Origin of the sequence: Kocuria sp., assembly GCF_030536815.1 — a bacterium.
Lineage (GTDB): Bacteria > Actinomycetota > Actinomycetes > Actinomycetales > Micrococcaceae > Kocuria > Kocuria gwangalliensis.
In genome coordinates, this window is sequence record NZ_JAUNPE010000012.1 from 19,872 (window position 1) to 34,574 (window position 14,703).

Annotated in this window: 6 protein-coding genes; 5 read left to right on the forward strand and 1 reads right to left on the reverse strand. The window is 63.8% G+C overall.

What is annotated here, in order from left to right:
- Window positions 1-73: 73 nt before the first annotated feature.
- Together rlmB and glgX are read left to right on the forward strand one after the other, a co-directional pair.
- The gene (rlmB, locus tag Q4E95_RS02720; RefSeq protein ID WP_303381836.1) at window positions 74-1,054 is read left to right on the forward strand and encodes a 23S rRNA (guanosine(2251)-2'-O)-methyltransferase RlmB; all 981 of its coding nucleotides are present in this window, start codon (window positions 74-76) and stop codon (window positions 1,052-1,054) included.
- Window positions 1,041-3,209, forward strand: a complete 2,169-nt coding sequence (glgX, locus tag Q4E95_RS02725; RefSeq protein WP_303381837.1) for a glycogen debranching protein GlgX — start codon at window positions 1,041-1,043, stop codon at window positions 3,207-3,209. Before rlmB ends, glgX begins: the two co-directional genes overlap by 14 nt.
- A gap of 86 nt (window positions 3,210-3,295) precedes the next feature.
- Here glgX and glgP read toward each other — a convergent pair whose 3' ends face one another.
- Window positions 3,296-5,896, reverse strand: coding sequence for an alpha-glucan family phosphorylase (gene glgP / locus Q4E95_RS02730; RefSeq protein WP_303381838.1), 2,601 nt, complete (start codon window positions 5,894-5,896; stop codon window positions 3,296-3,298).
- A 400-nt stretch (window positions 5,897-6,296) separates the two neighbouring features.
- On the opposite strand from glgP, the gene Q4E95_RS02735 reads away from it, so the two are divergent.
- The 3 genes from Q4E95_RS02735 to glgB all read left to right on the forward strand — a co-directional run bounded on the left by Q4E95_RS02735 (window position 6,297) and on the right by glgB (window position 14,326).
- Window positions 6,297-8,360 (forward strand): alpha-1,4-glucan--maltose-1-phosphate maltosyltransferase, encoded by a 2,064-nt coding sequence (locus Q4E95_RS02735; protein WP_303381841.1) that lies wholly within the window; start codon window positions 6,297-6,299, stop codon window positions 8,358-8,360.
- A gap of 75 nt (window positions 8,361-8,435) precedes the next feature.
- Window positions 8,436-10,205, forward strand: a complete 1,770-nt coding sequence (gene treS, locus Q4E95_RS02740; RefSeq protein WP_303381839.1) for a maltose alpha-D-glucosyltransferase — start codon at window positions 8,436-8,438, stop codon at window positions 10,203-10,205.
- A gap of 50 nt (window positions 10,206-10,255) precedes the next feature.
- The gene (gene glgB, locus Q4E95_RS02745) at window positions 10,256-14,326 is read left to right on the forward strand and encodes a 1,4-alpha-glucan branching protein GlgB (protein ID WP_303381840.1); all 4,071 of its coding nucleotides are present in this window, start codon (window positions 10,256-10,258) and stop codon (window positions 14,324-14,326) included.
- Window positions 14,327-14,703 lie beyond the last annotated feature (377 nt).

Genomic DNA, 14,703 nt, shown 5'->3' on the forward strand with positions numbered 1-14,703 from the left:
GAACCATAGATCGCTGATTACTCCGGGGCGGCCAATGCGCCGTGAACCCGTGAGAGACACGGAGTAGACAACCATGGCCCAAGCCAATCGACCAGGAGCCGTTCGCAAGAACAAGAAGGGCCCCGTCGTGGGGAGTGGCGGGCAACGCCGCAAGGCCCTGAAAGGCCGCGGGCCCACGCCCAAGGCTGAGGACCGCGTGTACCACAAGGCGTACAAGGCCAAGCAGGCGGCCACCCGCAAGCCGCAGACCTCGCACAACCGGCCGACGCGCGCCGGTAAGGGTCCGATCAAGGAGGATCTGGTCACCGGTCGCAACTCGGTGCTTGAAGCGTTGCGTGCCAACGTGCCGGCCAAGACGCTCTTCGTGGCCACCAAAATTGAGGTGGACGACCGCGTCAAGGACATCCTCCAGATGTGCGCCGAACGCAATGTGCCCACGTTGGAGGCTTCTCGCTCGGAGCTGGACCGTCTCACGTCCGACGCCGTTCATCAGGGTGTCGCGTTGCAGGTCCCGCCCTACGACTACCGCGACGCGGACGAGCACGCCGCAGCGGTGATTCGTCGTTACGATCCTCAGGAACCCGGCTCCAGGGCCCCATTGTTCGTCGCTCTCGACGGCATCACCGACCCGCGGAACCTGGGCGCCGTCATCCGCAGCGTTTCCGCGTTCTCCGGAAACGGCGTGATCCTGCCGGAGCGCCGCTCTGCCGCGGTGACCGCCACGGCGTGGAAGACCAGCGCCGGGGCCGCCGCACGCGTGCCCGTGAGTAAGGCCACCAACCTGACCCGCACCCTTGAGAACTGTAAGAAGGCCGGTTATTTCGTGGTCGGTCTCGACGGCGGTGGAGACGTTCAGCTACCCGAGCTGAACCTGGCCACCGAACCGTTGATCGTGGTGGTGGGCTCGGAAGGTAAAGGCTTGTCCCGCCTGGTCACGGAGCACTGCGACGCGATCGTCTCGATCCCGATCGATTCCACGATGGAATCACTCAACGCGTCGATGGCGGTGGGCATCACGCTCTACGAAGTGTCCCGCCGCCGTGCAAGCGCGTAGCTACCCGCTGGGGGTTCATCCCTCACGATCCGGGGACGGCAGCGCCAATGTGGCCGTCTACGCGCCGGGTGTGGCCGAACTCGAGCTGGTGTACCAGCGTCCCGGTGGGTCGTGGCGCCGGCACCGGCTCAGGGGCCACAATCACGGGATCCATTACGACACGGTTCCGCCGCCGCTGCGCTCCTCGCCGGGCACCGGCTCGGGTTCTCAGCCAGCGGAACACGATGTGTGCGCGGCCATGCCGGAAGGCACGAGGTACGGCTTCGAGCAGTCTTCGCCCGGTGCCAAGCGCACCCCCAACCCCGAACGTCAGCAAATCATGCTCGATCCCTACGGCCGCGGTCTCACCCGACTGAGCCCTCCGGCGGGGGTGGGGAACCCGGGCCCGGACGCCTATGGCGGCACGTACGTTTCCGAGATCGTGGCCCAGGACCACGAATGGCAGGATCACGACCGCCCCAGCATTGCCTGGCGTGACACCATCATTTACGAGGCCCACGTCAAGGGCCTCACCATGCTGCACCCGGACCTCCCCGAAGAGCTGCGGGGAACTTACGCGGGACTGGCTCACCCGGTGATCCTCGGCTACCTGCAGGAGCTGGGGATCACGGCCATTGAACTGCTCCCCATCCACGCACACCTCGACGAACCACACCTCACCAGGAACGGTCTGAGCAACTACTGGGGGTACAACACCCTCAGCTTCTTCGCCCCGCACCACGGGTACGCCACACGGGCCGCGCAGGAGTCGGGGCCCACCGCCGTACTCAACGAATTCAAACGAGCGGTGGAAGCCCTGCACGGAGCGGGAATCCAAGTCTTCCTGGACGTCGTGTACAACCACACCGCGGAGGGTGGGAGCGAGGAACCCGCCTATTGCTGGCGAGGGCTGGGAGACCGGCAGTACTACCGACACGACACCCACGGAAACTACGTGGACGTGACCGGCTGCGGGAACTCGGTGAACTTCGCGGACGCCCAAGTGGTGCGCATGGCCTTGGACTCACTGCGGTACTGGGTCACGGAATGCCACATTGACGGTTTCCGCTTTGACCTCGCACCAGAACTCGGGCGGGACGAGAACCACCACTTCACCCGCAACCATCCGTTCTTCGTGGCCGTGGCCACGGATCCCGTGTTGCAGGGCGTTCGCATGATCTCCGAGCCATGGGACGTGGGAGCCGGTGGTTGGCAGACCGGCCGTTTCCCCACCGGATGGGCGGACTGGAACGACACCTACCGGGATACCGTTCGCGATTTCTGGCTGTCGGGCCAGCGCACCATGGCCCGCGGTGGCGGCGGTGGGAACGCCGGGAGGCTGGCCGGTGTCATTTCGGGTTCGGCGGACATGTTCGCCCCCGAGGGTCGCACCACGCTCGCGTCGGTCAATTTCGTGACCGCTCACGACGGCTTCACCATGTACGACCTCACGGCTTACGACGGTAAGCACAACCAGGCGAACCTCGAGAACAACGCGGACGGCACCAACGACAACCACTCGTGGAACCACGGTGAAGAAGGCGTCTCGGACACGGTTGGCCGGAGGTCAGCTCGTGCCAAGACGGTGCGGAACATGATGGCCACACTGCTGTTGTCGCAGGGGATTCCCATGTTGACCGCAGGGGACGAGCTGCTTCGCACGCAGGGTGGGAACAACAACGCCTACTGCCAGGACAACCGGATCTCCTGGGTTGATTGGCAGCTCACCCCGTGGCGCAGGTCCATGCTCAAGACCACCAAGCGATTGATCGCCGTTCGCAAAGCCTTCCTCGCGGGGCAGCCCAGTCATTTCCCTGCCCGGCCCGAGGACGTCCTGCTGCACTGGTACGGTCCCGCCGGTCTCCCCATGACCCCGCAATTATGGCAGACGGACGGCTCCCGCGTGGTCCAGGTGGTGCTGGGTTCATGCGGCGGTGAACTGGTGGGGACCTTTGTCATCAACGGCTCCAACGAACCGGTGACCGTTACCCTGCCCGGGCTGGAGGAACTGCACACCCAGGCCAAGTGCGCCACCGGCTATCCCGTGACGCGGGGTGTGTATCAGTTGGTACTCGCTACCGACTCGGAGCTCAACGAGAAAGTCGACGTCGAGTTCACCAGCGGGGACGCATGTCGAATTCCGGCGCAGAGCATCGCCATGTTCTCACTCGCCTGACGTCCGATACTCAAGACCGCGGGCGGCGCACCCCTGATGGGTGCCGCGCCCGCGGTCTCCTCAACGGCTCGGCCACGACGCTCGCATTAAGTGGCGTTGCGCACCAAGCCCAGCTCGGCCGGACCGGCCAGTTCCTCATGAGAGGGCAGCACCCGAACCGTGTAGCCGAACGGCCCCGAACGGTCGATCGTCAGCGCCCCACTGAACAGAAAACGTCCGCTACCCAGCTCGGTGACCCGATCCAGGTACGCGTAATTGCGTTCGTGGATGTGATCCGATTCCGAGACGTGACCGAAGCCCACCTGGACCTTGACGTCCCGAGGAGCCAAGGACCCCAGATTGATGTAGGCGTTGATGGTCAGCTCGTCACCGATTTGTGGTTCCTGCAGCACACCCTCGGCGTCCACGTGTTCGACATGCACCTGCGGCCACCCCTGACGCACACGTTCGATCCACCGCGAGGTGGAGCGCGCCACCGTGCCGTTGTCGGCAAGTGCGCGGCGCCCGGACACACAGGCCGGCACGTACAGTTTCTGCACGTAGTCGGTCAGCATGCGGCGGGCCGACACGTTGGGACCCAGCGTGGCCAGCGTGTGCTTGACCATTGCGAGCCACTGGTGCGGGATCTCTTCGGAGGTGATTTCAGGGTCGTCCGCGGACTCGCCGTAGAAGCGCGGCGCCACGTGATTCTCAATCAGCTCGTAAAGAGCAGCGGCCTCGATGTCGTCACGTTCGTCCGCGCTGGCCTTGTTGTCCGCGGTGGGGATGGCCCAGCCGTTCTGGCCGTCGTACATCTCATCCCACCAGCCATCCAGCACCGACAGGTTCAACCCACCGTTCATGGCGGCCTTCATGCCCGAGGTGCCGCATGCTTCCAGCGGACGAAGGGGGTTGTTCAACCACACGTCGCAGCCCGGGAACAGCACGCGGGCCATGGCGATGTCGTAGTTGGGGAGGAACACAATGCGATGGCGCACCTCGGGGTCGTCCGTGAAGCGCACCAGATCCTGAATCATTCGTTTGCCCATCTCATCGGCCGGGTGGGACTTACCCGCCACGATCAGCTGAATGGGGTTCTCCGGATCCAGCAGCAGCCGCTTGAGCCGCTCGGGATCGCGCAACATGAGTGTCAGGCGTTTGTAGGTGGGCACTCGACGGGCGAAGCCAATGGTCAGAACGTCCGGGTCAAGTACGGAGTCCGTCCATGCCAGCTCGGCATCGGCGGCGCCGCGTTTCTTCCACGAGGAGCGCAAGCGACGTCGGACGTCGTGCACCAGGCGTTCGCGCAGACCGCGCCGAACGCGCCACAGGTCCTGGTCGCTGGCCTGGTAGATCTTGCGCCAGCGCGAAGCCGGGTCCTGGTCGTTCTCCTGCGGGTCGACCGCGATCTCTCGCATGGCAGGGTCGATCCACGACGGCGTGTGGACACCGTTGGTGACGGAGGTGATCGGAACCTCCTCGGTATCGAAACCGGACCACAGCCCCTGGAACATTCCGCGCGAGACCACACCGTGCAACTTGGCCACTCCGTTGGCGCGTTGTGCCAGACGCAGACCCATGACGGCCATGTTGAACTTGCTCGGGTCCCCACCCTCGTAGTTCTCCGCGCCCAGTTCGAGGACGTGCGCCGTGGGAACGGCGGGGGTGAGGCCCGCATTGACGAAGTATTCGACCTGCGCCCGGTCGAAGCGGTCGATACCGGCGGGTACCGGGGTGTGTGTCGTGAACACCGTGGCGGAACGAACGGCGGTCAGTGCCTCGTTCCACGTCATGGGTTCGGAACCGTCAAGGGGGTTCATCAGTTCCTGGATGCGCTCGATACCCAGGAAGCCCGCGTGACCCTCGTTGCAGTGGAACACCTCGGGCGCGGGTGCGTCGGTGATGCGGGCGAACGCGCGCAGCGCACGGATGCCGCCCATGCCCAGGAGCAGTTCCTGTTGCAAACGATGATCACTGCCGCCGCCGTAGAGGCGGTCGGTCACGTTGCGGGCGTGCTCGTCGTTCTCGGGAATGTTGGAGTCCAGCAGCAACAGCGGGACCCGGCCGACATCGGCGCGCCAGATCTGAGCGGACAGCGAACGTGAGTTGGGCAGCGGCAGCGAAATGCGCGCGGGGGCGCCGTCCTGCTCGCGCAGCAGAGTCAACGGCATTTCGTCTGGGTCGAGGACGGGATACGTTTCCTGTTGCCAACCGTCCTGGGACAGCGACTGCTTGAAGTAACCGGCCTGGTACAGCAGGCCCACACCCACCACGGGGATTCCCATGTCGGATGCGGTCTTGAGATGATCACCGGCGAGAATGCCCAGACCACCGGAGTACTGGGGCAGTACGGAGGTGATGCCGTACTCGGCGGAGAAGTACGCGATGGCCGCCGGAGCGTCGTCGGTCTGGGTGCGCTGGTACCACTGGGGCTGGGTCAAGTACCTGGTCAGATCTGCGTCGAGTGCCGTGATCTGTTCGACGGTCTGTGGATCCTCAGCAATTTGCTGAATCTCCTCACGAGTGAGGGATCCCAGAAGTTTCACGGGGTCACCGTGAACGTTCTCCCAGGCACGCGGGTTGAGCTGCGCGAACAGATCCTCGGTGGGCTTGTGCCATGACCACCGCAAATTCTTGGCCAGCCGGCTCAAGGGCGCAATGGATTCGGGCAGGACGGTGCGGACGGTGAATCTACGTATGGCCTTCACACGTGCGAGCCTACCGGCACGCGGGCCGTCCCCCACTTCATGGTCCGATTGGGACACTCCCATGACCCCAGATGAGTGGTCGGCCTTAAGATTCGGGCGGATTGTCGCTAACGTTAGGTCCGTGTCGCAGCAGAATCCTCAGCCCACTGGCCATCACGCACGCACCAACGACCCGCAGGAACCTACGTCCCAGGCCGGGTCCGCCCAGCCTGATGTGGGAAGCCGCTTGAACGCACCGGTCCCCGCCACGGGCGTGCCCGACGTTTCGCCATCCTTCCAGCGCCAGCGCGCCACCGAAGATGAAGCCGGTCAGCAGCCGGACGAACAGCCCCGAGTCGACCTCCTGGAAGAGGATGACGTGGTGGATCGTGAACCCACGGAGCAGCACGGCACCGCCGAATTGGGCAGTGAATCCGACTCGGGTGACTCATCCGAGTTCCCGTCCGCGGACCTGGTCTACGGACGCATCCCCATCACCGATGTCAGCCCCGTGGTGGAGTGCGGTCGTCTCCCCGCCACAGCGATCCCCGGCGAAGACATCCGAGTCTCCGCCACCGTGTTCCGCGAAGGCCACGATTCCCTGGGCGCGAGTGCCGTTCTGTACGACCCGCAGGGCCACGAGGTCCAGCGCGTCACCATGACACCGGGCGCCCCCGGTACCGATCGCTTCCACGCACTGCTGCGCCCACTGGCGGAGGGCCGTTGGAGTTTCGCGGTCGAGGGCTGGTCGGATCTGTACGATACGTGGCTGCATGCCGCCGAGATCAAGATCGGTGTCGGCCAGGACGTCGAGCTCATGTTCAAGGAGGGCCAACTGCTCTTCGAAGCAGCGTCCAAGGAATCCTCGCGTTCCACGGCGGAGGCGCAGGCCTTCGAGGACGCCGCGGCCCGCATGATGGATACCGGTCTGTCGGTCGAGGACCGGCTGGCTGCTGGCACTTCCGCCCAGGTCAGGGCATACGTGGCCGAGCGCCCGTTGCGCGACCTGTTGAGCTCGTCCCAGCGGTTCCCGATCGAGGTCGAACGCGAAGCGGCGGGTCGTGGATCGTGGTACGAGTTCTTCCCGCGCTCCGAAGGCGCCACCTGGGATGCGGAAGCGGGCCAGTGGATCTCCGGCAACTTCACCACGGCCGTCGAGGCCCTGGACCGAGCCGCGGCCATGGGCTTCGACGTGGCGTACCTGCCGCCCATCCACCCGATCGGACGGAACCACCGCAAGGGGCCCAACAACTCACTCGAGGCCGGACCGCAGGACCCTGGCTCTCCGTGGGCCATCGGCTCGGCCGAGGGCGGTCACGACGCCATCCACCCTGACCTGGGCACCTTCGAAGACTTCGACAAGTTCGTGGCCCACGCTCACGAACTGGGCCTGGAAGTGGCCTTGGACCTCGCACTGCAGGCGTCCCCCGACCACCCATGGGTCGCCGAACACCCGCAATGGTTCACCACCCGCGCCGACGGCACCATTGCCTACGCGGAGAACCCGCCCAAGAAGTACCAGGACATCTACCCGCTGAACTTCGACAACGATCCGCAGGGTCTGGCCCGCGAGGTGCTGCGCGTGGTCGAACTGTGGATCAGCCACGGCGTGGACATCTTCCGCGTGGACAACCCGCACACCAAGCCCCTGTGGTTCTGGGAGTGGCTCATTGCCCGTGTGCGCGAAGAGCACCCGAACACCGTGTTCCTCGCGGAGGCCTTTACCCGCCCGGCCATGATGCAGGGCTTGGCCAAGGCCGGATTCCAGCAGTCCTACTCGTACTTCACCTGGCGCAACACCAAGGAAGAGATCGAGGAGTACCTCGAAGAGGTTTCCCACGAAACCTCATCCGCCTACCGGCCGAACTTCTTCGTCAACACCCCGGACATCCTCACCGAGTACCTGCAGTTCGGTGGTCCGGCGGCCTTCAAGGTGCGCGCGGCGTTGGCTTCGACTGCCTCACCGTTGTGGGGCGTCTACGCGGGGTACGAACTGTTCGAGCACGTGGCCCGCCCGGGTGCCGAGGAGTACATAAACAACGAGAAGTTCGAACTGCGCCCCCGTGATTTCCAGGGCGCGGTTGATCGGGGCGAGTCGCTGGCCCCTTACATCACCCGGCTCAACGAGATCCGCCGGGACCACCCGGCGCTGGGTGACCTGCAGAACCTCACCGTGCAATCCACGACCGATTCCGCCATCGTTGCGTACTCCAAGACCAAAACCGTGGAACGCGATGGTCACGAGGTGAAGGACACCGTGATCGTCGTCATCAATACCGACACGCACGCCACGCGTGAGGCCACGGTGTGGCTGGAACTGGATTCTCTGGGTCTGGGCGATGATGACTTCAACGAGGACGGTTCGTTCTGGGTGGATGATCTGATTTCCGGTGCCAGCTGGAAGTGGGGGACCCACAACTACGTCCGTCTGGATCCCTACATTGAGCCCGCGCACATCCTGCACATTCGACGCAACGTGAAGTGATCCCCGTGATGGCTCGGATCAACCCTGTGCCACCAGTATGTCCACGTCACCTTTGAGAGGCCACAGCAACCGACCATGACCAGCACACCCTTCCACCTCAACGCGCCGGGTATTTCGCACGATCCGGACTGGTTCCGCAAAGCCGTTTTCTACGAAGTTCTGGTGCGGGCGTTCTCGGACGCCAATGGCGATGGCTCCGGTGATTTCTCCGGGCTGATCGACAAGCTGGATTACCTGCAGTGGCTGGGCATCGACTGCCTGTGGATTCCACCGTTCTACGAGTCCCCGCTGCGCGACGGCGGCTACGACATCTCCGACTACTACTCGGTGTTGGATGAGTTCGGTACGGTCAGCGATTTCAAGCGGCTCGTGGCCGAGGCTCACGCGCGCGGACTGCGCGTGATCACCGACTTGCCGTTGAACCACACCTCGGATCAGCACCCGTGGTTCCAGGCGTCCCGCGAAGATCCGGAGGGGCCCTTCGGCGATTTCTACGTGTGGTCCGACACGGATGAGAAGTATCAGGACGCGCGCATCATCTTCGTGGACACGGAGGAGTCCAACTGGACCTTCGATCCGGTGCGGCGTCAGTTCTTCTGGCACCGTTTCTTCTCCCACCAGCCGGACCTCAACTTCGAGAACCCCAAGGTCGTCCAGGCCGTGTTCGACGTGGTCAAGTTCTGGTTGGACATGGGCATTGACGGCTTCCGCGCGGATGCCATCCCGTACCTGATCGAGGAGGACGGCACCAATTGCGAGAACCTGCCGGGCACCCACGATTTCCTGGTCAACTTGCGCACCATGGTGGACGAGCTCTACCCGGGGCGCGTGATCATTGCTGAAGCCAACCAGATGCCGCATGAGGTCGTGGAGTACTTCGGAACGGAGACCTCACCCGAGTGCCACATGTGCTTCCACTTCCCGATCATGCCGCGCATTTACTACGCGCTGCGTGACCAGAAGGCCGAGCCCATCGTCTCCACCATGGAGAACACGCCGCAGATTCCCGCGGGCACCCAGTGGGGTACGTTCTTGCGCAACCACGACGAGTTGACCTTGGAAATGGTGACCAGCGAGGAACGCCAGGCCATGCTGGGCTGGTACGCCCCGGATTCGCGCATGCGAGCCAACATCGGTATCCGACGTCGCCTGGCGCCGTTGCTCGACAACTCGCGGGCCGAGCTGGAGCTCGCCCACGCGTTGCTCTTGTCGCTACCGGGCTCGCCGTTCCTCTACTACGGGGATGAGATCGGCATGGGCGACAACATCTGGCTGGACGACCGTGATGCCTCCCGCACGCCTATGCAATGGACCCCGGATCGTAACGCCGGGTTTTCCACCGCGGATCCGGGCAAGCTGTACCTCCCGGTGATCCAGTCACTGGTGTACAACTACACCCAGACCAACGTGGAGACCCAGCTTGCGTCGTCCTCGTCGCTGTTGCATTGGATCCGGCAAATGCTCATGGTCCGCAAGGCACACCCGGCATTCGGAATGGGGGACTACGTGAACGTGGACACCGATCACGAGTCGGTGCTTGCGTTCTTGCGTCGCTTGGATCCCCACGATGCGGATGACGAGCACGGCGAAACGGTGCTCAGCATTTTTAACCTGTCGCATGTGCCGGCCAGTTGCTCGCTGACGCTGCCCGAGTACGCCGGTCGCGGTACCCGCGAACTGTTCGGCGGGGAGCCTTTCGGTGAGTTCGATGAGTCCGGTCGCTACCGGATCACCCTGGGATCGCAGGACTTCTTCTGGCTGCGGTTGCGCAGCGCGTCCTCGATCGACGGATCCCACCCGGAAACCATCGCGATGCCTATCATCAAGCCCGCGCGTAACGACTGACCGGTGGGGCACTCCACGAAGATGTATCTGAGGGAAGCGGGGAACACACAATGACGGATCAACAGGTTCTGGACCGGTTGCGTGACTGGCTGCCGCGGCAACGCTGGTTCCCGATCACCGCCATAGCTGAGGAGATCACGCTTGATGTCGCGGGCCGTGTGCAGCTGGACCTCGACCTCGAGGGCACGGATTCGCTCGTGCGCGATCATGTGGTGTACCTGGTTCGGGCCACCGTGGGTGATCGCAGCGAGCTGCTGAATGTTCCGGTAGTACGCACCGCCGAGCCGCTGGCCGAGTACGAGCGGTACCTGATCGGCTCCTATCAGGGCACCGGTCCCAGTCGCGCTCTACCCGAGCAGATCGTGGCCGGCGTGGATGCCTCAACCTCCTTCCTGAGGCGTGCGGTTCGGCAGGCGGGGTCGTTCTGGGAACGACGCCGCTCGGGGGCCACCGCGGAGCAGGCCACCTCACCCACTGACGAGCCCACGCACGCCGGGCCGGACAAGCCACCGTCGAACCAGGAACCCCGCGCCCGCGCGAGTTCCGAACTGGACGAAGACCACGCCGGCACGTCTTATCTCTACGACGCCGTGGGCGACCCCGCATTCCTGGACGCCGTGCTGCGCATCATGGACACCCAACTCGGTGTCGGTGGTGTGCTGCGCCACGGTATGGGCATCCACGGCAAGTACACGGGCGCGCTCAACATGCAGTACAGGATCTCCGGCTCCGACCAGGTCCGCGTCATTTCTTCGGAACAGTCGAACACGTCGGTGATCCTGACCCCGCCCGCCCACGAGACGTCGTCGGACACCGCCCTGCGTGGTGACGCGGTCATCGTGAAGTTCTTCCGTGTGGTGGGGGAAGGGCGCAACCCGGATGTCGAGGTCGGCGTGGAGCTCACCTCGCAGGGATCTTCGGCCGTGCCGGCCACTGCAGGGTGGATCGATGCCCAGTGGCGCCAAGGACTCGTGACGACCGCGGGCCAGCTGGCCGTGGCGGCACACTTCGTGGACCACGCGCAGGACGCATGGGCCATGGCGGTCGACAGTGCAACGAACGGCGCGGACTTCACGGACCGTGCCCGGGAACTGGGGGCCACCACGGCGCGTGTGCACGCGGATCTGATTGCTGCCTTCGACCCGGTCACCGTCGACCACGACGCCCGCAATGCTTTCCTGAAGGACATTTCGGGGCGGTTGCGCTGGGCCTGGGAGGCATGCGGCGACCGGTTCAGCGAGTTCGAGCAGGTCCTCGAATCACTCATGGCCGAGCTCGAAAACCTCCACGAGCTGCCTCCTCTGCAGCGCATTCACGGGGATTATCACCTGGGTCAGGTGCTCTACAACCGGGACGATGGTTTCAAGGTTCTCGATTTCGAGGGTGAACCGTTGCGCCCCATCAAGGAGCGAGTACGCCCGGACGTTGCGCTCCGCGATGTCGTGGGCATGCTGCGTTCCCTGGATTACGCCGGCGCCATGGCCGGTCGCGACCGGTCCGAGGACACGCAGGAATGGACGCGGGCGGCGTCGTCGGCCTTTCTCGAGGGTTACCGCGAGGTCAGCGGCCGGACCCTCGACACGGAATCCGTGCTGTTCCAAGCGCTGTGGCTGGACAAGGCGCTGTACGAAGTGGTCTATGAACAGCGCAACCGTCCCGACTGGGTGGATGTACCGACCGATGCCGTCATCCGTTCGCTACGCGACGCAAGCTCCCGTAGCGTGACAGCCACGACGGACGATCATCAGAACTCCGACGACACCTTCAGAACTGAGGAAGTAGTGAGTACCGAGCGAGAGCAGGACCCCCGACACACTCCGGACACCTCGGCTGATCCGGAACCCACGGGAAAGCAGCGCCCCGTGCCCGCGGAGATGTCGCAGAACACGGATCAGGACGCCGGCCCATCCGGGGAGAACAAGCCCAAGCCCGTGTCCCAAGAGGTGCTGGCGGCCGTGGCAGAGGGCAGATACCACGATCCCCACTCGGTGCTGGGCGCTCACCCGAACGGTGATGACACGGTCACCATTCGTACGTTGCGTCGGTTCGCGAGCGACGTTTCGGTGCGCACCGTGGACGGTCTGTACCCGCTCGAACACGAGTGGGGCGGCATCTTCTCGGGTGTCGTTGCCTGTCATGAGGAGGGGCGTATCCCGGATTATCGTCTAGAGGTGACCTACAGCGGGCAGGAACCGCAAGTTCTGGATGACCCGTACCGCTTTGCACCCACCCTGGGCGAGTTGGACCTGCATCTGATGGGTGAAGGGCGCCACGAGACGCTTTGGACTGCGCTGGGTGCGCACGTTCACCGGTACCCCTCGGCCATGGGAGAGATCCGGGGCGTGAGCTTTGCGGTGTGGGCCCCCAATGCTCGCGCCGTGCGTGTCATTGGTGATTTCAACGGCTGGGACGGTTCCGAGCACGCGATGCGCTCGCTGGGCTCCACCGGCATCTGGGAGTTGTTCATCCCGGGAATGGGCTCGGGGGACACCTACAAGTTCCGTGTCCAGGGCCGTGATGGTAGCTGGCGGGACAAGGCCGACCCCATGGCGTTCGGAACGGAAGTACCGCCGTCCACGGCATCCCGGGTCTTCGAGTCCACCTACGAATTCCAGGACTCCGAGTGGATGGCCAAACGAGCCCAGACCGATCCCCACAACGCGCCCATGAGCGTGTACGAACTCCACATCGGTTCGTGGCGCAAGGGCTTGGGTTATGTGGATCTCGCACGCGAGTTGGTCGAATACCTGACATGGCAAGGGTTCACCCACGTGGAGCTCATGCCGGTTGCCGAACACCCCTTCGGTGGTTCCTGGGGTTACCAGGTCACCTCCTACTACGCACCGTCCTCTCGGTTCGGTTCTCCTGACGAGTTCCGTTACCTGGTTGACCAGTTGCACCAGGCCGGTATCGGTGTGCTCGTCGACTGGGTGCCGGGCCACTTCCCCAAGGACGAGTGGGCGCTTGCGAAATTCGATGGCGAACCGCTGTACGAGCACTCGGATCCCCGCCGCGGTGAGCACAAGGACTGGGGCACGTTGATCTTCGACTACGGCCGCTCCGAGGTGCGCAACTTCTTGGTTGCCAATGCCAACTACTGGCTCGAGGAGTACCACATCGACGGTCTGCGCGTGGATGCCGTGGCCTCCATGCTGTACCTGGACTATTCGCGTAACGACGGCGAATGGGAACCCAACAAGTACGGCGGCCGCGAGAATCTCGAAGCCATTGGGTTCCTGCAGGAATCCAATGCCACGGCCTACCGTCGCAACCCCGGCATTGTGATGATTGCGGAAGAATCCACGTCGTTCCCGGGCGTCACCAAGCCCACCGAAGCGGGTGGTCTCGGATTCGGCATCAAGTGGAACATGGGCTGGATGCACGACAGCCTGGAGTACATGGCGGAAGACCCGTTCAACCGCCATTACCACCACAACAAGGCAACGTTCTCCATGGTCTACGCCTACTCCGAGAACTTCATCCTCCCCATTTCCCACGACGAAGTCGTGTACGGAAAGGGATCGTTGTTGCGCAAGATGCCGGGGGACCGATGGCAGCAGCTGGCCAACGTGCGTGCCTACCTCGCGTACATGTGGGCGCACCCGGGTAAGCAACTGATCTTTATGGGAACCGAGTACGCCCAGGAATCCGAATGGTCGCAGGAACACGGCCTGGACTGGTGGCTCTCCGAGACCCCTCCCCACCACGGAGTGCAAGAACTCGTGAAGAACCTCAACGAGATCTACCGGGGCACCCCCGCGCTCTATGTCCGTGACAACGACCCGTCCGGTTTCGAATGGATCGATGCCAACGACGCCGGGCGCAATACCCTGTCGTTCACCCGCTGGGACGATCAGGGCAACCCGCTGGTGTGCGTTGCCAACTTTGCTGGTAACCCGCATGAGAACTTCCGCGTGGGGTTGCCGTGGGCCGGTGAATGGGACGAGGTGCTGAACACGGACTCGGAACTCTTCGGGGGATCCGGGGTGGGCAACCTCGGGAAGGTCGTAGCCACGGAGGGCGCCTTCAACGACAAGCCCGCCTCAGCGGAGATGACCGTTCCCCCGCTTGCGGTGCTGTATTTGAAGCCGGCATCTCAGTCGAAGAACGACGTCAACTAGCGCGTCAACCCGCGACCCGCGGCGCGAACCGAAAGGTTCGTTCCGCGGGTTTGTCGTTCCCGCGGCAAGTGTGTAATGTCTACCGAGTCGCCGCGGCGAAGTTCTTCTGAGAAGGACCGAGACGGGCGACAAAAGATTCAACCTTCACGGTTCCAGGGTGTTGCAAGACGCCGCGGATGTGCTAGGATGAATCCCCGCGAGCAAGAGATCGCAAGGTAAGTTTTCAGAAGAACCCCAGGGTTCAACCGGATTTGACCCGCCGTTCCGATCTCGCCTAAGCTCGCAGATCGCAACCGACTTCGAACCCGCAGGGTGTCGAGGAGTGGTTTGTTGTTTGTCAACTCAATAGTGTGCCTAGTTTGTTGATACCAAGAATT